This is a genomic window from Streptomyces sp. LHD-70 (genome assembly GCF_031157275.1).
In the GTDB taxonomy this organism is placed as follows: Bacteria; Actinomycetota; Actinomycetes; order Streptomycetales; family Streptomycetaceae; genus Streptomyces.
Genome location: NZ_JAVIFW010000014.1, coordinates 83,721 through 99,122 on the forward strand (window position 1 = coordinate 83,721; position 15,402 = coordinate 99,122).

Here is a 15,402-nt window from a genome sequence, read left to right on the forward strand (position 1 = left end):
TGTACGATGTATGGGAAAGGTCCTGTACACCGTACAAGAGTCGCGCGATCCCGGCGGAGAAGGCGGGCGTCGGCGCGGGCATCAACGGCACGCTCGCCGAGTTCGGCAACGGGCTCGGGGTGGCGGTGCTCGGCGCGGTCCTCAACGCCCGGTTCGCGGCGCTCGTCGCGGTCACGGCGGCCTCGCTGCCGGCGGCGCTCGCGGCGGCGGACAGCTCGGCCGAACGGCAGCGGATCGCCGACGCGTTCGCCTCCGGCCTGCAGACCAGCCAACTGGTGGGCGCGGCGGCGGTGTTCATGGGCGGCTTGGTGGCGGCGGCGATGCTGGCACGGGCGGAGCGTAAGGAAAGCCCGTCCGGCGATTGAGGACAAAGAAAGCCTGTCCGGCGTTTGAGGACCAGGCCGGAGGCCGAGAGAGGGAGCGGGGTCCGGGGGCGCAGCCCCCAGGTACGGTGCCGAGCAGAAACGGTGCTTGTACGACGACCCAAGAGACGACGTAAGAGACGACGTAAGAGACGACGTAAGAGACGACGTAAGAGGGGCAAGAACATGGTCAGCGCAGCGAACCGCGCCAGGAACCCGGCGCGCTCCAGCGTCTGGCTGGAGGACAAGGCCGCCCGGCCGGGAAGCAGCCGCAAGGCGGAGCAGCCGGAGGGGCTCGACCGCGACCGGATCGTCGCGACCGCCGTCCGCCTCCTGGACGCGGAGGGCCTCGGCAAGCTCTCCATGCGCCGCATCGCCACCGAGCTGAACGTCACCGCGATGTCCCTGTACTGGTACGTGGACACCAAGGACGACATCCTCGAGCTGGCCATCGACGCGGTCTTCGGCGAACTCCCGCTCAGGGACCCCGAGGACGGCCAGGACTGGCGCATCCACCTGCGCCGCCTGGCCGCCGACTACCGCGAGGTCCTGGTCCGGCACCCCTGGGCTGCCACGATCCTCAACGCGTATCTGAACATCGGCCCGCACTCCGTCGCCTTCGCGGAGGCCGTCCAGAAGATCATCCGCGCCACGGGTCTGCCCCCGCGGGCCCGCTCGGGGGCGACGGCCGCGGTCTTCCAGTTCGCGTACGGATTCGCCACGATCGAGGGCCACTTCATCCAGCGCTGCGCCGCGTCGGGCATGACCCCGGACGAGTTCTACGGCGACGCGATCGAGGCCTTCCAGGACGAACCGCAGCTCGCGGGCCAGATCGACGAGGTCAGGGACGTCATCGAGGCGCACTCGGGCAGAACGGTGGCCGAGATCTGGGCGGACGACTTCGAGTTCGCGCTGGATTTGATGGTGGCGGGGATCGAGGAGATGGTGCGGCGGGCGAAGGGGTAGCCCGGGCCGGGGGTAGGGGGCGGCAGCCCTCGGGGGCCCACCGCCCTACCCCACCCCCGGCACCCCCTCCCCCCGCACCGCCTGAATATCCAGCTCCACCCGCAGAGTCGCGCCGATCGCGGAGATTCCCGCCTGCACGACCTGGTTGTAGTTCATCGCGAAGTCCTCACGGCGCAGCTCCGCCGTGGCATGGAAGGCCGCCCGCAGTCCGCCCCACGGGTCGGGCCCGGTGCCGAGGTAGGTCAGGTCCAGGTCGACGGGACGGACCACGCCGTGCAGCGACAGCTCGCCGTGCACGGTCCAGCGGTCGGGCCCGGCGGCGGACACCGACGTACTGCTGAACCGGATCTCCGGGAACTGCTCCACGTCCAGGAAGTCCGGCGAGACCAGGTGCTTGTCGCGCATCCCGTTGCCCGTGTCCACCGACGCCGAGCTGATCACCGCGTCCACCCGCGACGCCAGCGGGTCCTCGGCGATCTCGATCCGGCCGCCGAACTCCGTGAACCGGCCGTGCACGCTGGAGATGCCCAGGTGCCGGGCGACCGCGCCCACCGAGGAATGCGCCGGGTCCAGGGTCCACACCCCGGGCGGCGGCAGTTCGAAGCCGCCCTGCCGGGTCAGCGTCACCGTGCCGAGGTCGGCCCGGCCGCCCGCCGAGACCAGCGCCGTGGCGGCCGCGGGGGCGTAGCCGACGGCGGTGACGATCGCCGTGTAGGGGCCGGGCGCGAGCGAGTCGCCGCGTACGACGCCCTCCTCGTCCGCCTCGGCGCGCAGCACCTGGGTGCCGCGCATATCGGTCAGGGTGACGACGGCGTGCTGCACGGCCCACCCGTCACGCGTACGAATCCGTGCGCTGAGTCCCACGTTCCACTCCTCGCCAAAGGCCGGGCGAAAGCCCCGCAAACTGCCTGCTGTGCACAAAACTTGGGGCCCGGCGGGCCGTCCCCTGCCCGCCGGGCCCCTTTTCCCGCCGCTCGCCGTGCCCGCCTCCGCTCGGAGCGGACACGGCGACCGGAGTCGTGAACTACGCGTTCCGAACCACGCGTTCCGAACCACGCGTTCCGAACTACGCGTCCCGAACTACGCGTTCCGAACTACGCGTCCCGAACTACGCGTCGGGATGCGCGAGTTCGATGTCGTGACCGTCCGCGTCGTTGCCGCGCACGGTCAGCGCCATGGCCGCCGGCGGGTAGCCGCTCGCCATGACCGTGTACTCGCCGCTGTCCAGGTCGGTGAAGGCGTACGCGCCGTCCTCACCCGTCGTCGCCGTGGCCACCACGTTCCCGGCCGCGTCGACCAGGGTGACCCGCGCGTCCCGCAGCGGTCCGCCCGCCGCGAGCACGGTGCCCTGCACCCGCGCCCCGGCCTGCAGCGCCACCTCGACGCGGGTGACGCCCTGGCCCGCCACGTCGACGGGGAGCGCGAGCGGCCGGTGGCCCTCGGCGTTCACAGCCAGGGTCACGGGGCCCGGGACCAGCTCGCCGAACGCGAACTCGCCCTGCTCACCGGTCTGTCCGGTGGCCAGCACATCGCCGCGCACATCGGTCACGACGACCATCGCGCCGACCACGGGCTTCGCCCCGTCCGCCGTGTGCACCACACCGGCAAGGCCGCTGGTGCCGCTGAGCAGCATGTCGTACGCGAGCGGCTCGGTGCCGACGACGACGGTGGAGGCCTGCGGCTGGAAGCCGTCCGCCGAGGCGATCAGGACGTACGAACCGGCGCCGGGGGCGTCGAGGACGTAGCCGCCGTCGTTCTGGGCGATGGTGCGGCCCAACTGGCGCCCGCCGAGCGAGATCAGCGTGACCGCGGCCCGGGGGACCCCGGCGCCGTCGCCGCCGCGGACCACGCCGCGTACCTCGATACCGGCCGTACTCTGCACGATCGTCTGCGCCTCCTCGGGCTGCTGGGTCGGGGTCTGGGCCGAGGCCTGGGCCGAGGTCTGGGCCGGGGTCGGAATCGGCGTCGCGGCCGGGGCCGGAGCCGTGTCCGTGGCGGGGATCGCGGCCGAAGCGGTCTTCGACAGCGCGGCGCCGGTCTTCAGCGGGACCTCCTTGATGAACAGGGTCAGCAGGAGGGCGAGCAGCGCGGCGGGCGCCGCGAACAGGAAGACATCGGCGACACCGTGGCCGTACGCGCTCTCCATCACGGTGCGCAGCGGCTCGGGGATCTTGTCCAGGTCGGGGATGCCGCCCCCACCGGTGCCGCCGTGGGCGGCCGCGCCCGCGGCCTTCGGGCCGAGCTCGGCGATGCCGTCCTTGACGTAGTCGGTGACGCGGGTGGCCATGACGGCGCCGAGCGCCGAGACGCCCAGCGCACCGCCGAGGGACCGGAAGAAGGTGACGACGGAGCTGGCCGCGCCGAGGTCGCTCGGGTCCACCTGGTTCTGGGTGCAGAGCACGAGGTTCTGCATCATCATGCCGATGCCGAGACCCATCAGGGCCATGAAGATCGCGATGTGCCAGTACTCGGTGTCGTACCGCATGGTGCCGAGCAGGCCCATGCCCGCCGTCACCAGCACACCACCGCTGACCAGCCAGGCCTTCCACTTGCCGGTCTTGGTGATCACCTGCCCGGAGACGGTGGAGGAGATGAACAGGCCACCGATCATCGGGATCGTCATGACCCCGGACATCGTCGGCGACTTGTCCCGGGCCAGCTGGAAGTACTGGCTGAAGAACACGGTGCCGCTGAACATCGCGATGCCGACGAAGAGCGAGGCGAGCGAGGCGAGGGTGATCGTCTTGTTGCGGAAGAGCCGCAGCGGAATGATCGGCTCGCGCGCCTTGGTCTCGACGAAGACGAAGATCAGCGCGAGCAGCACCGAGCCACCGACCATGGCGTACGACTGCCAGGACAGCCAGTCGTACTTGTCGCCGGCGAAGGTCACCCAGACCAGGAGCAGCGAGACGGCCGCCGAGATGAAGAAGGCACCGCCCCAGTCGACCTTGACGTCCCGCTTCACGACGGGGAGCTTCAGGGTCTTCTGCAGCACGATCAGCGCGACGACGGCGAAGGGCACGCCGACGTAGAAGCACCAGCGCCAGCCCCAGTGGTCGGTGATGACACCGCCGAGCAGCGGACCGCCGACCGTGGCCACGGCGAAGGTCGCACCGAGGTAGCCGCTGTACCGGCCGCGCTCACGCGGCGAGATCATCGCGGCCATCACGATCTGCGCGAGGGCGGAGAGACCGCCGACGCCGATGCCCTGCACGACACGGCAGGCGATCAGCATGCCCGGGTCCTGCGAGAGGCCCGCGACCACCGAGCCCGCCATGAAGATGACGAGCGATATCTGGACCAGGAGCTTCTTGCTGAACAGGTCGGCGAGCTTGCCCCACAGCGGGGTCGTCGCCGTCATCGCGAGCAGCGAGGCCGTGACGACCCAGGTGTACGCGGACTGGCCGCCGCCGAGGTCGGAGATGATCTCGGGCAGGGCGTTGGAGACGATCGTCGACGAGAGGATCGCGACGAACATGCCGAGCAGCAGGCCCGAAAGCGCCTCCATGATCTGCCTGTGCGTCATGGGCGCGGCATCCTGCTGACCGGACTGGCCGCTGTGGCCTCCATGCTTGGCATGGCTGCCCCGCACACCGGCTGGTGTGGTCGTTGCCATGGACTTCCTTTGCTTACGCGGGTGTACGGGTGGGCGAAGTGTGGGAGCGGGTCTGCCGGCACTCGCCGAAGCTGCTGCGCAGCCGGGCGAGCAGGGCGCTGAGCTGGTCCACGTCGTCGTCGGACCAGTCCCGCAGGTAGTGGGCGAGCGCTGCCGTGTGGCGCTCGGAGAGGGTGCGGAGCATGTCCGAGCCCTCGGCTGTGAGGCGCAGGATGCGGGAGCGCCGGTCGTCGGGGTCGGGGGACCTCTCGATCCAGCCGCGGTCCGCGACGTGCGCGACATGGCGGCTCGTCACCGACATGTCGACGGCGAGCAGCTCCGCGAGCCGGCTCATCCGCATCTCGCCGTATTTGTCGAGGAGTGCAAGGACGACGGCCGATCCGGCCGGGCACTCGACCGGAAGCGTCCGGGCGAGTTCTCGCTTGACGGCGCCGATGGCGCTCAGCTGGCGACCGAGTTCCTCGAACCGAGGTTGTGCGGCCATGGCCACCCTTCCACTATTTGTTGCTTAGAGCAACGATAGAAGCGGTTGGTTGCCGAAGGCAAATTGAAAGCGGGTCTCACCTGCTAAAAACCTGGCAATGCTCAGGCAAAGGGACGAGCCGTGCGCGACGGCGACGGAGAGTCACCCAGGGCTTGGGCGGAACCCCCGGATTCGCTAGGGTCCTGCCCCATGGCACACAACCCCCACGCCCCGCAGGGCCCCCAGGGCGGCAACGACCCCGCGGGCAGCACGCAGATGTTCCGCGCCTTCGTCGAGGAGAGCGCCCCGCAGCAGCAGCAGTCCACCCGCGGCGGATCGCGCGTCGGCCTGATCGTCGGCATCGTGGCCGCCGTCGTGATCGTCGCCGCGGTGGCCTGGCTGGCTCTCTCCTAGTACGGGCGCGGGTACGCGCGTACTGGTGCGCGCGCGGGCGCGGGTGTGCGCGCAGGTACGCGCGCTACTTCCACTTGACCGAGACGTCCTGGGTCTCGATGTGCATGCCGAGCGGCACCCGCCAGGCGTCCACGCAGAGCTTCCAGGACTCGGTGGCGGACTCACCCGGCCGGATGGGCGCCGGAAGCTTGCGTTCCGACTCGAGGGTGGCCCAGTCGACGCCCAGCGCGCCGATCACATGCGTACCGAAGGTGACGGTCCCCGAACGTATTGGTGAGCCACCGGAGTTGTGGAACTCCACCGTCACCTTCTCGCACCACCGGTCCTTGAGCGCCTCGCGCACCGGCTCCCCGGTTTCGAGCAGGGCGGGGCCGGAGGGCCGCTCGCTCTCCTCGCCCGGAGTCGAGGGCTCGGTGGAACTCCCGCCATCGGAGCCGGAGTTGCCGCTCTCGCCGCCCTGCGCGGGCGATTCGGCGCCGGGGGATGGCAGACCGCCGGAGGGGCCGTCCTCGGGCGCGGCGCTCCCCGTACCGCTGTCGGAGCCGGAAATTCCGCTTCCAGAGCTGGAGTTGCCGGACTCGGGGTCGCTGGACCCCGGCGACCCCTTCTCCCCGTCCTCCTCACCCTCCCCCTCCAGCGGCACCATCCGCACATCGCCCGTCGGCGGGACCGCGCGCTGCCCGGTTCTGTGGGGTGTGGCTCCCGCGGCGCCGATCGCCACGTATCCGTCGTCGGCCCCGGAGGAGTCCCCTCCGCAGGCGGCGAGCAGCGTTCCCAGACACACGACAGCCGCCGAGGCCGTAGTCACGGCGCCTCGGCGGCTGCGTGCCCAAGCGATACCGGCTCGTGCTCGTGTCATCGCGCCAGTCTGGCTGACGACCCGTCAAATGAGAACCCTGGGGAGTCCGCTCAGTCCTGGATCAGGCCCTCGCGGAGCTGTGCGAGGGTCCGGGTGAGCAGGCGCGAGACGTGCATCTGGGAGATGCCGACCTCCTCGCCGATCTGGGACTGCGTCATGTTCGCGAAGAAGCGGAGCATGATGATCTGCCGCTCCCTGGGCGGGAGTTTGGCGAGCAGCGGCTTCAGCGACTCGCGGTACTCCACGCCTTCGAGCGCGCTGTCCTCGTACCCGAGCCGGTCCGCGAGGGAGCCCTCGCCGCCGTCGTCCTCGGGCGCCGGGGAGTCGAGCGAGGAGGCGGTGTACGCGTTGCCGACCGCGAGGCCGTCGACCACGTCCTCCTCGGACACGCCCAGGACAGCGGCGAGTTCGGGCACGGTGGGCGAGCGGTCCAGCTTCTGCGCCAGCTCGTCGCTCGCCTTGGTGAGGGCGAGCCGCAGCTCCTGCAGCCGGCGTGGCACGCGCACCGACCAGCTCGTGTCCCGGAAGAACCGCTTGATCTCGCCGACGACGGTGGGCATCGCGAACGTCGGGAATTCCACGCCGCGTTCGCAGTCGAAGCGGTCGATCGCCTTGATCAGGCCGATGGTGCCGACCTGGACGATGTCCTCCATCGGCTCGTTGCGGCTGCGGAAGCGCGCCGCCGCGTACCGCACCAGCGGCAGGTTGAGCTCGATGAGCGTGTCGCGGACGTACGCGCGCTCCGGGCTGTCCTCGTCCAGCGCGGCCAGGCGCAGGAACAGGGAACGGGACAAGGTGCGGGTGTCGATGGCTGTCGATGGTTCCTGACGGAGCACGGCAGGTGCACCGGGGTCGCTCTTCGTGAGCGTGAGCACCTTCGAGCTGCCCTGTTCTGCGGACATGCCACCCCCTTGAGGTCGCGGACGGTCGCGGCGGGCGCTCCGTCTTCAGGAACGCAGCCTCCACCTGAATACCGGTCATGAGGCTGCGGCAAACGCGGTTCCCGCAGAATGTCACATGTCGGCAACACGCTGTAGCGCCAAGTCGACAAATCTGTGCAGGAAAAGGCTGGTCTGCGGCTTTTCTGTCGGCAAGCCCCAAGATCGGGCTCCACCCTTCACGGTGGCCGCTCGCTCCCTTGTACGGAACCCCGGCCTGTGCGGGTGTGCCGGAGTATGCCGCGCACACGGGGGAGTTGGGAGGGAGTACGAGGGGCGCACGGTGGCAGGGGGGAAAGAACCAGCTGCGCGTCGGTCCCGGAGGGCTACGCGTCGATGCGGTTGGCGGACCGCAGCCGCGCGAAGCTGCGCGCGAGCAGCCGCGAGACGTGCATCTGGGAGACCCCGAGCTCGGCGCTGATCTGCGACTGCGTCAGGTTGTTGTAGTAGCGCAGGAGCAGGATCCGCTGTTCGCGCTCGGGGAGTTGGACCAGCAGATGCCGGACGAGGTCGCGGTGCTCGACGCCGTCGAGCGCGGGGTCCTCGTAGCCGAGCCGGTCGAGCAGCCCGGGCAGCCCGTCGCCCTCCTGCGCGGCCTCGAGGGACGTCGCGTGGTACGAGCGTCCCGCCTCGATGCAGGACAGCACCTCGTCCTCGGTGATCCGCAGCCGCCCGGCGATCTCGGCGGTCGTGGGGGAGCGCCCGTACGCCGTGGTGAGGTCCTCCGTGGCCCCGGTCACCTGCACCCACAGCTCGTGCAGCCGGCGCGGTACGTGCACGGTGCGGACGTTGTCGCGGAAGTACCGCTTGATCTCGCCGACGACGGTGGGCATCGCGAACGTCGGGAACTGCACGCCGCGTTCCGGGTCGAAGCGGTCGATGGCGTTGATCAGGCCGATCGTGCCGACCTGGACCACGTCCTCCATCGGCTCGTTGCGGCTGCGGAACCTGGCCGCCGCGTACCGCACGAGCGGCAGGTTGGCCTCGATCAGCGCGGCCCGCACGCGGCCGTGCTCGGGGGTCTTGGGGGTCAGGTCCTTGAGTTGGGCGAAGAGCACCTGGGTCAGTGCTCGGGTGTCCGCGCCCCGCTTCTTGGCGGGAGATGGCTCGGCCGCCCCGGCCGCCGCCCGCACCCCGTCCTGTGGGGAATCCTGGGGCGGCACTTGAGGTGCAGTACTGGCCGGCACGGTCAACGCCACCCCTATTCGCAACGAACTGTCCTGATCGAACCGACCCGATCGAACCGTTCCACTCATCCGTCAAAAGCGGTCATAGCATCACAAGACATGTGCACTGTGTGCAAGCACCCGATAACGCCGTGTTGAAGGCAAGTTGGGGTCAAACGCACAAAAGACCCCCCACCGATTTCGGTGAGAGGTCGTACGGGCGTTGCCTACTGCACGAGTTGAGTCATGAAGTCGCCGACGCCCTGAGCGGCGTCGGATATCCCTTGGAAGCCCACCAGGACGAGGTCGGCGGCTCGCTCGGGGCTGGTGATGATGGTGTAGAAGACGAAGACGATCACCACGTAAAGGGCGATCTTCTTGGCGTGCACCACGTCCCGGCCTCCCCTGCCTGTTCCCTGTCCCCGCGTGCAGTCGGGTGAGTCTAACGTGCCGTCCGGATCACGCCAGTGGCCGCACGCCCCAGCGCCCGCGCCCCCGGGCACGCCCCGCCGTCGAAGCACTCACACGGTATTTAAGGACCAACGGCCCGCCCCTCCAGGCCCTTCGCCCGGCCCGGAGCGGCCGCCGGCGCCGCACTATGGAGGAGAGCCCGGCGGATCTGGCAGGAACCCGCAGGGCAGGGACCCGGCTCCACTGCGGGGTTCACGTCGCGCGCTTCCCCCTGATTGCGACGTGAACTTGAGAGCCCGGTCCTCATCGGGGGAAGCGGCTTGTCCCCCCGATGCCGCTTCCCCCGGCCTCCTCGCATGAGAGCCCCGGCGCACGGGTCATGGCGCCGGGGCTCTCGTGCGTACGGCTGCCTCTTGTGCGTACGGCTGCCTCTTGTGCGTACGGGTGCCTCTCGTGCGTACGGCTGCCGGAACTGCGTCTGCCGGAACGACGAAGTGACCCTGATCCGTTCTCACGGATCAGGGCCACTTCCCTGAGCGGTAGCGGTGGGATTTGAACCCACGGTGACGGGTTACGCCACACTCGCTTTCGAGGCGAGCTCCTTCGGCCGCTCGGACACGCTACCGAGAGAGATCCTAGCCCAAAGGTGCCCGTGCTCTGAAATCCGTATCCCCGGGGCGGCTCCGAGGCCGCTCCGAGGCCGCGAACAGGGCCTCAGCGGTCCCGGAAGAAGCGGGTCAGCTGCTCGGCGCAGACGTCCGCGAGCACGCCCTCGATCACCTCGGGCCGGTGATTGAGGCGCCGGTCGCGCACCAGGTCCCAGAGCGAACCGGCCGCGCCGGCCTTCTCGTCCCTGGCGCCGTAGACCACGCGCGCGACGCGGGACTGCACGAGCGCGCCCGCGCACATCACACAGGGTTCGAGGGTCACGACGAGCGTGCAGCCGGTCAGCCGCCACTCGCCGAGCCCCGCGGCCGCGCGGCGCAGCGCGAGCACCTCGGCATGCGCCGTGGGGTCGCCGATCGCCTCGCGTTCGTTGTGGCCGACGGAGACGGTCTCGCCGTGCGGGGAGAGAACCACGGCGCCGACGGGGACGTCGCCCCCGAGCGCGGCCTGTTCGGCCGCTTCGAGGGCGAGTCGCATCGCCGGCTGCCAGCGGTCTCGTACGGGGTCGTTCACTTCAGGTGCAGCTCGTTCACTAGCGGACGGCCTCGAGGATGTCCGAGGCGCCCAGGGCCTCGGCGATCTCGCCCAGGGCGTCGGTCCTCAGGGACAGCAGCTCCTTCTCGGACAGGCCGAGGTCGTCGAGGATCGCGGTGTCCCCGAGCGGCCCGGCCGGGACCGATGAGTCGCCGTCCTCGCTGTCGTCGGTGTCGTCGTCGGGGTTCTTGTCCGGCTCGCCGTCCTCGGTGCCGTCGAGGTCGACGAGCTCCTCCAGGCGGGCGGACTCGTCGGACGAGCCGGGTTCACGGCCGAGGAGCTCGTCCGTGACCAGGATCTCGCCGTAACTGCTGCGGGACGCGGCGGCCGCGTCCGAGACATAGATACGAGGGTCGTCCTCACCCTCCACGCGCACGATGCCGAACCAGGCGTCCTCCTGCTCGATGAAAACGAGCACTGTCTCGTCGTCGTACCCGCCCGACGTGGCCTCACGGGCCAGGTCGGCGAGATCCGACAGGGTCTCCACATCGTCGAGCTCTGTGTCGCTCGCTTCCCACCCGTCTTCGGTGCGCGCGAGCAGTGCGGCGAAGTACACCGTGACTCTCCCACTGGTCTTCAGGCGTGCCGGTTGGGGTTCCCCCCGGCGGAGGTTGGCGGGCGGGGAGTCGCGAAGTGCGCCCGCCCATCGGAATCGTGGCAGAAACAGAGCCGTCGCGAGAGGTCTTCCGCGCGCTGTGTCTGCGGCGAGCCGCGCGCCGGGGCCCGCGCCGCCGTCGCCGGACTACCAGCGGAAGGTCCGCATCCGCATCTGCTGGCGCATCCGGGCCGCGCGCGCCTTACGGGGCTGGACCCGGGCGCGGAGCTCTTTCGCCTCGTGCAGTTCACGCAGGAACTGGGCGCGCCGCCGCCGCCGCTCCACGTCGGTCTCGGTCTGCTCCGACTCCGCGTCGCCGTCCTGCATCTGGCTCCACCACCCTGCCCAGTGGGGTACCCGGGGTGCTCGTTCCCTCCCACTTTCCCCCGCGTGGCCGGTTTGAAGCGACTGTGCGGGTACGGAGAGACAGGTTCTGGGCAAGGAAGGGGGAGTGGCAGGCAGGCGGGCGCGGTGGCAGCGGGGCCCCGGTAGCCTGAGGGGCGGGTCGCTGCTGCGGCCGTTGTCGCAGATCAGACCCACGCAGATCAGACTCACGGAGGATCCTGTGCGCTTGCACGTCGTCGACCACCCGCTGGTGGCGCACAAACTCACCACGCTGCGCGACAAGCGCACCGACTCCCCCACTTTCCGCCGCCTCGCCGACGAGCTGGTCACGCTCCTCGCCTACGAGGCCACGCGCGACGTGCGCACCGAGCAGGTCGACATCGAGACCCCGGTCGGCCCGACCACCGGCGTGAAGCTGGCCCGCCCGCGCCCCCTCGTCGTACCGATCCTGCGCGCCGGTCTCGGCATGCTGGACGGCATGGTGCGGCTGCTGCCGACGGCCGAGGTCGGCTTCCTCGGCATGGTCCGCAACGAGGAGACGCTGGAGGCGTCGACGTACGCGACGCGTATGCCGGAGGACCTGTCGGGGCGCCAGGTGTACGTGGTGGACCCGATGCTGGCGACCGGCGGCACCCTCGTCGCGGCGATCCAGGAGCTGATCAAGCGCGGTGCCGACGACGTGACGGCGGTCGTGCTGCTCGCGGCGCCCGAGGGCGTCGAGGTGATGGAGCGCGAGCTGGCGGGCACTCCGGTGACGGTCCTGACGGCCGCGGTCGACGAGCGGCTCGACGACCAGGGCTACATCGTCCCGGGCCTCGGCGACGCCGGTGACCGGATGTACGGCGCCGCGGAGTAGTTCCCCGAGGGGCTCAGCAGTGTCCGCGTGAGGGCGTCGGGGCGGGTTCGGCCAGCTTGGTCAGGGCCTTCTCGGCGTCCTCTTTCTTCGCCAGGGCCGTGAAGGCCTTGCCGATGATGAGGTCGATCTCCTTGCCCTTGCGGCCGTCCGTCTTGCGTTCGGCACCGGCGAGCTGGGTGCCGAGCACGGGCAGTCCGCTCTCCAGGGCGGACTTGGCGCCGAGGAGCACGGCGGTCGCGGTGACCTTCTTGTCGTACTCCTTGGGAGCGTTGGCCACGTCGCCGATCGTGAAGCCACGTTTCTTCAGTTCGTCGGCGGTCTTCTTGGCGAGGCCGCTGCGGGGCGTGGCGTTGAGGACGTTGACCGTGATCTGGCCCGGTTTCGGCAGCGCCTTCGGGGACGGCGACGGCTTCGGCGCAGGTTTGCAGTCGGGCCGGTCCGCCGCGACGGTGCCGCGCTTCTCGTCACCGGAGAACACGTCCACGAGCTGTACGACGCCGTAGCCGACCAGGCCGAGGGCCGCGGCTGAGGCGATCACAGCGAGCACGATCCGGCGGTGCCGATTGCGGCGCATGCGCGGGTACTTGTCCCCGGTGATGCGGTATTCGCCGCCCATTCCGGGGGGTGTGAGCATGCTCATGGGCGCAGCGTAATGCGGCGCGGGCGCGATGCCTACTAAATGATCAATCGCCCGGGCGAGAGCCAACCCGAAAGGGCCAATCGCCGGGGGGTTCCGGGGCTTCCGGGGCGCTTCCAGGGGGGGCGAACTCCGCGGCTTCCGGAGGAGCGCACTCCGCGGCTTCCCGAGGAGTGAACTCCTGGGTGGATCAGCCCAGTTCGAGGACGCGGGCGTGCAGGACCTGGCGCTGCTGGAGTGCGGCGCGCACGGCGCGGTGCAGCCCGTCCTCCAGGTAGAGGTCGCCCTGCCACTTCACGACGTGGGCGAAAAGGTCGCCGTAGAACGTGGAGTCCTCGGCGAGGAGGGTCTCCAGGTCGAGCTGGCCCTTGGTCGTCACCAGCTGATCGAGGCGGACCGGGCGCGGCGCGACGTCCGCCCACTGCCGGGTGCTTTCCCGGCCGTGGTCGGGGTACGGCCGGCCGTTTCCGATGCGCTTGAAGATCACACGGAAAGCCTACCGGGCAAGAGGCTCCGGGCGCAGCCATGGCGACCGAGTGCGAGGCTGGAATATGCCGCCGCAAAGCCGACATACCGGTAACAGTCAAACCGGGAACAGGGGCCTGAAATGAGCGAGAGCGAGCCGCAGCAGCCCGCCGGAACGCCGGACCGTTCGGCCCCCATCGCGACCCCCACACCACCCGCGGGCTCGCCCCCGACCACGCCCGCCGAGTCCGTACCCCCCGCGGGCGAATCCCCGGCACCCGCCGCTGACGCGACCGACGCCGCGACGGGCGCCCCCGCGCCCGGCACCCCCGCCCCCGCGCCCGCCGCGCACTCCGCTCCGCCGGTCGCGGGGGAGTCGGTGAGCTCCGCGCCCGCGCTGCCGCGGGAGGCCATGGAGATCGCCGCGGGCTACGCCTTCGCCGGTCCCGCCCTGGACCTCGGGGCACTGCTCTGGGACGGCACGTGCCTGCCGGACGCGCAGGTGCGGATCCCGCTGCCGTTGCTCAACCGGCACGGCCTGGTCGCCGGGGCCACCGGTACCGGCAAGACCAAGACGCTCCAGCTGATCGCCGAACAGCTGGCCGCGCAGGGCGTGCCCGTCTTCCTCGCCGACGTGAAGGGCGACCTGTCCGGGCTCGCGGCGCCGGGCGAGGCGAACGACGCGGTGCGGCAGCGGTCGGGCGAGGTCGGACAGGACTGGCGGGGCAAGGAGTTCCCGTGCGAGTTCTACGCGCTCGGCGGGATCGGCCCGGGCATTCCCGTACGCGCGACCGTGACGAGCTTCGGGCCCGTACTGCTCTCGAAGGTGCTGCAGCTCAACCAGACGCAGGAGCAGTCGCTCGGGCTGATCTTCCACTACGCGGACCAGAAGGGCCTGGAGCTGCACGACCTCAAGGACCTGCGGGCCGTCGTGACGTTCCTGACGTCCGACGAGGGCAAGCCGGAGCTGAAGAACATCGGCGGGCTCTCCACGGTCACGGCCGGGGTGATCCTGCGGGCGCTGACCGCGTTCGAGGCGCAGGGCATGGCGCCGTTCTTCGGGAACCCGGAGTTCGACGTGAGCGAGTTCCTGCGTACGGCCCCGGACGGGCAGGGGCAGGTGTCGGTGCTCGAACTGCCCGCCGTGCAGGACAAGCCGCAGCTGTTCTCGACGTTCCTGATGTGGATGCTGGCCGACCTGTTCAACAATCTGCCCGAGGTCGGCGATGTGGAGAAGCCCAAGCTGGTGTTCTTCTTCGACGAGGCGCATCTGCTGTTCAACGGCGCGAGCAGGGCGTTCCTTGAGGCGATCACGCAGACCGTGCGGCTGATCAGGTCGAAGGGCGTGGGCGTCTTCTTCGTGACGCAGACGCCCAAGGACGTGCCCGGCGATGTCCTCGCCCAGCTCGGCAACCGCGTCCAGCACGCGCTGCGCGCGTTCACCCCGGACGACCAGAAGGCGCTGCGGGCGACGGTGAAGACCTTCCCGAACTCCCCGTACGACCTGGAGGAGACGCTCACGTCGCTCGGGACCGGCGAGGCCGTCGTCACCGTCCTGAGCGAGAAGGGCGCGCCGACCCCGGTGGCCGCGACCCGGCTGCGCGCGCCCGAGTCCCGGATGGGTCCGGTCGACGCGGCCGAGCTCGACGGGGCGGTGAAGGGCTCGCTGCTGTACTCGCGGTACGCACAGGCTGTGGATCCCGAGTCGGCGTACGAGGTGCTCACCGCGCAGCAGACCGAGCGGGAGGCGCGGCAGCAGGCGGCGACGGAGGCGGAAAAGGCGGAAAAGGCGGAGAAGGCCGGGCAGCGGGCCGGGCGGGGCGGTGGCAAGGACGACTCGATGGTGGACCAGGTGACGGGCTCGGGGATCTTCAAGTCCCTTGCGCGCTCGCTCGGTACGCAGATCGGGCGCGAGATCTCCCGGTCCGTCTTCGGCACGCGCCGCCGCCGCTGAGGCGGTCGGCGGCGCGCGGCTTCGGCTACTTCAGTTCGTCCGGGGTGGGCGGTGTCGGGCGGTCGGGCTCGTCGGTCCCGGACTCTTCGTGCTGCTCGGTCCTGTGGGACTTCTCGTTCCGTCTCCTCACCCCGTACGGCGAACAGCCGACGCCC

The 15,402-nt window shown here is 70.4% G+C and carries 16 protein-coding genes, 1 tRNA gene and 1 pseudogene; 5 read left to right on the forward strand and 13 right to left on the reverse strand.

From position 1 onward, the window contains the following. Positions 1-44: 44 nt before the first annotated feature. Positions 45-365 (forward strand): annotated as a pseudogene (locus tag RCO28_RS25945) (MFS transporter); the annotation flags it as partial. Between the two features lie 183 nt (positions 366-548). Continuing rightward, positions 549-1,328: a TetR/AcrR family transcriptional regulator C-terminal domain-containing protein gene (locus RCO28_RS25950; protein ID WP_308943691.1), complete on the forward strand. Its 780-nt coding sequence runs from the start codon at positions 549-551 to the stop codon at positions 1,326-1,328. A 45-nt stretch (positions 1,329-1,373) separates the two neighbouring features. Here RCO28_RS25950 and RCO28_RS25955 read toward each other — a convergent pair whose 3' ends face one another. The 3 genes from RCO28_RS25955 to RCO28_RS25965 all read right to left on the reverse strand — a co-directional run bounded on the left by RCO28_RS25955 (position 1,374) and on the right by RCO28_RS25965 (position 5,428). After that, entirely contained in the window at positions 1,374-2,192 is an 819-nt protein-coding gene (locus RCO28_RS25955; protein ID WP_308943692.1) for a YceI family protein, read from the reverse strand. Between the two features lie 244 nt (positions 2,193-2,436). Next, on the reverse strand, positions 2,437-4,944 hold the full coding sequence (locus RCO28_RS25960; protein ID WP_308943693.1) for an MFS transporter: 2,508 nt from the start codon (positions 4,942-4,944) through the stop codon (positions 2,437-2,439). 13 nt (positions 4,945-4,957) lie between these two features. Continuing rightward, positions 4,958-5,428 carry a MarR family winged helix-turn-helix transcriptional regulator gene (locus RCO28_RS25965; protein WP_308943694.1) on the reverse strand — a complete coding sequence of 157 codons (471 nt, stop codon included), beginning with the start codon at positions 5,426-5,428 and terminating at the stop codon, positions 4,958-4,960. A 189-nt stretch (positions 5,429-5,617) separates the two neighbouring features. On the opposite strand from RCO28_RS25965, the gene RCO28_RS25970 reads away from it, so the two are divergent. Continuing rightward, the gene (locus RCO28_RS25970; RefSeq protein WP_308943695.1) at positions 5,618-5,821 is read left to right on the forward strand and encodes a hypothetical protein; all 204 of its coding nucleotides are present in this window, start codon (positions 5,618-5,620) and stop codon (positions 5,819-5,821) included. A 64-nt stretch (positions 5,822-5,885) separates the two neighbouring features. Here the strand turns inward: RCO28_RS25970 and RCO28_RS25975 are convergent, their stop codons facing one another. From RCO28_RS25975 to RCO28_RS26010, 8 genes are all read right to left on the reverse strand, one after another. Then, positions 5,886-6,680 (reverse strand): hypothetical protein, encoded by a 795-nt coding sequence (locus RCO28_RS25975; protein WP_308943696.1) that lies wholly within the window; start codon positions 6,678-6,680, stop codon positions 5,886-5,888. 50 nt (positions 6,681-6,730) lie between these two features. Then, positions 6,731-7,582 carry an RNA polymerase sigma factor SigF gene (locus RCO28_RS25980; RefSeq protein ID WP_308943697.1) on the reverse strand — a complete coding sequence of 284 codons (852 nt, stop codon included), beginning with the start codon at positions 7,580-7,582 and terminating at the stop codon, positions 6,731-6,733. A gap of 362 nt (positions 7,583-7,944) precedes the next feature. Beyond that, on the reverse strand, positions 7,945-8,805 hold the full coding sequence (locus tag RCO28_RS25985; protein ID WP_308943698.1) for an RNA polymerase sigma factor SigF: 861 nt from the start codon (positions 8,803-8,805) through the stop codon (positions 7,945-7,947). 206 nt (positions 8,806-9,011) lie between these two features. Further along, entirely contained in the window at positions 9,012-9,176 is a 165-nt protein-coding gene (locus RCO28_RS25990; RefSeq protein WP_282539489.1) for a hypothetical protein, read from the reverse strand. Between the two features lie 556 nt (positions 9,177-9,732). Next, a tRNA-Ser gene (locus RCO28_RS25995) sits at positions 9,733-9,820 on the reverse strand. 89 nt (positions 9,821-9,909) lie between these two features. Further along, the gene (gene tadA, locus RCO28_RS26000; RefSeq protein WP_308943789.1) at positions 9,910-10,338 is read right to left on the reverse strand and encodes a tRNA adenosine(34) deaminase TadA; all 429 of its coding nucleotides are present in this window, start codon (positions 10,336-10,338) and stop codon (positions 9,910-9,912) included. Positions 10,339-10,393: 55 nt separating this feature from the next. Continuing rightward, positions 10,394-10,951 carry a hypothetical protein gene (locus tag RCO28_RS26005; RefSeq protein ID WP_308943699.1) on the reverse strand — a complete coding sequence of 186 codons (558 nt, stop codon included), beginning with the start codon at positions 10,949-10,951 and terminating at the stop codon, positions 10,394-10,396. 186 nt (positions 10,952-11,137) lie between these two features. Then, a complete protein-coding gene (locus RCO28_RS26010; RefSeq protein WP_308943700.1) occupies positions 11,138-11,317 on the reverse strand; it encodes a hypothetical protein in 180 nt (59 codons plus the stop codon). Positions 11,318-11,555: 238 nt separating this feature from the next. Here RCO28_RS26010 and upp point away from each other — a divergent pair, with 238 nt between their 5' ends. Then, positions 11,556-12,191 (forward strand): uracil phosphoribosyltransferase, encoded by a 636-nt coding sequence (upp, locus tag RCO28_RS26015; protein ID WP_308943701.1) that lies wholly within the window; start codon positions 11,556-11,558, stop codon positions 12,189-12,191. Positions 12,192-12,204: 13 nt separating this feature from the next. Here upp and RCO28_RS26020 read toward each other — a convergent pair whose 3' ends face one another. Then, on the reverse strand, positions 12,205-12,831 hold the full coding sequence (locus RCO28_RS26020; protein ID WP_308943702.1) for a LytR C-terminal domain-containing protein: 627 nt from the start codon (positions 12,829-12,831) through the stop codon (positions 12,205-12,207). Between the two features lie 187 nt (positions 12,832-13,018). Then, on the reverse strand, positions 13,019-13,315 hold the full coding sequence (locus RCO28_RS26025; RefSeq protein ID WP_003955420.1) for a type II toxin-antitoxin system VapB family antitoxin: 297 nt from the start codon (positions 13,313-13,315) through the stop codon (positions 13,019-13,021). A 390-nt stretch (positions 13,316-13,705) separates the two neighbouring features. On the opposite strand from RCO28_RS26025, the gene RCO28_RS26030 reads away from it, so the two are divergent. Continuing rightward, entirely contained in the window at positions 13,706-15,247 is a 1,542-nt protein-coding gene (locus tag RCO28_RS26030) for a helicase HerA-like domain-containing protein (RefSeq protein WP_308943790.1), read from the forward strand. The last annotated feature ends 155 nt before the right edge of the window (positions 15,248-15,402 follow it).

Bases quoted from the DNA above. Each gene is read 5' to 3' on its own strand.
- RCO28_RS25950 (WP_308943691.1), top strand. From the start codon at position 549: ATGGTCAGCGCAGCGAACCGCGCCAGGAACCCGGCGCGCTCCAGCGTC.
- RCO28_RS25960 (WP_308943693.1), bottom strand. From the start codon at position 4,944: ATGGCAACGACCACACCAGCCGGTGTGCGGGGCAGCCATGCCAAGCAT.
- RCO28_RS25965 (WP_308943694.1), bottom strand. From the start codon at position 5,428: ATGGCCGCACAACCTCGGTTCGAGGAACTCGGTCGCCAGCTGAGCGCC.
- RCO28_RS25970 (WP_308943695.1), top strand. From the start codon at position 5,618: ATGGCACACAACCCCCACGCCCCGCAGGGCCCCCAGGGCGGCAACGAC.
- RCO28_RS25975 (WP_308943696.1), bottom strand. From the start codon at position 6,680: ATGACACGAGCACGAGCCGGTATCGCTTGGGCACGCAGCCGCCGAGGC.
- RCO28_RS25980 (WP_308943697.1), bottom strand. From the start codon at position 7,582: ATGTCCGCAGAACAGGGCAGCTCGAAGGTGCTCACGCTCACGAAGAGC.
- tadA (WP_308943789.1), bottom strand. From the start codon at position 10,338: ATGCGACTCGCCCTCGAAGCGGCCGAACAGGCCGCGCTCGGGGGCGAC.
- RCO28_RS26010 (WP_308943700.1), bottom strand. From the start codon at position 11,317: ATGCAGGACGGCGACGCGGAGTCGGAGCAGACCGAGACCGACGTGGAG.
- RCO28_RS26020 (WP_308943702.1), bottom strand. From the start codon at position 12,831: ATGAGCATGCTCACACCCCCCGGAATGGGCGGCGAATACCGCATCACC.
- RCO28_RS26030 (WP_308943790.1), top strand. From the start codon at position 13,706: ATGGAGATCGCCGCGGGCTACGCCTTCGCCGGTCCCGCCCTGGACCTC.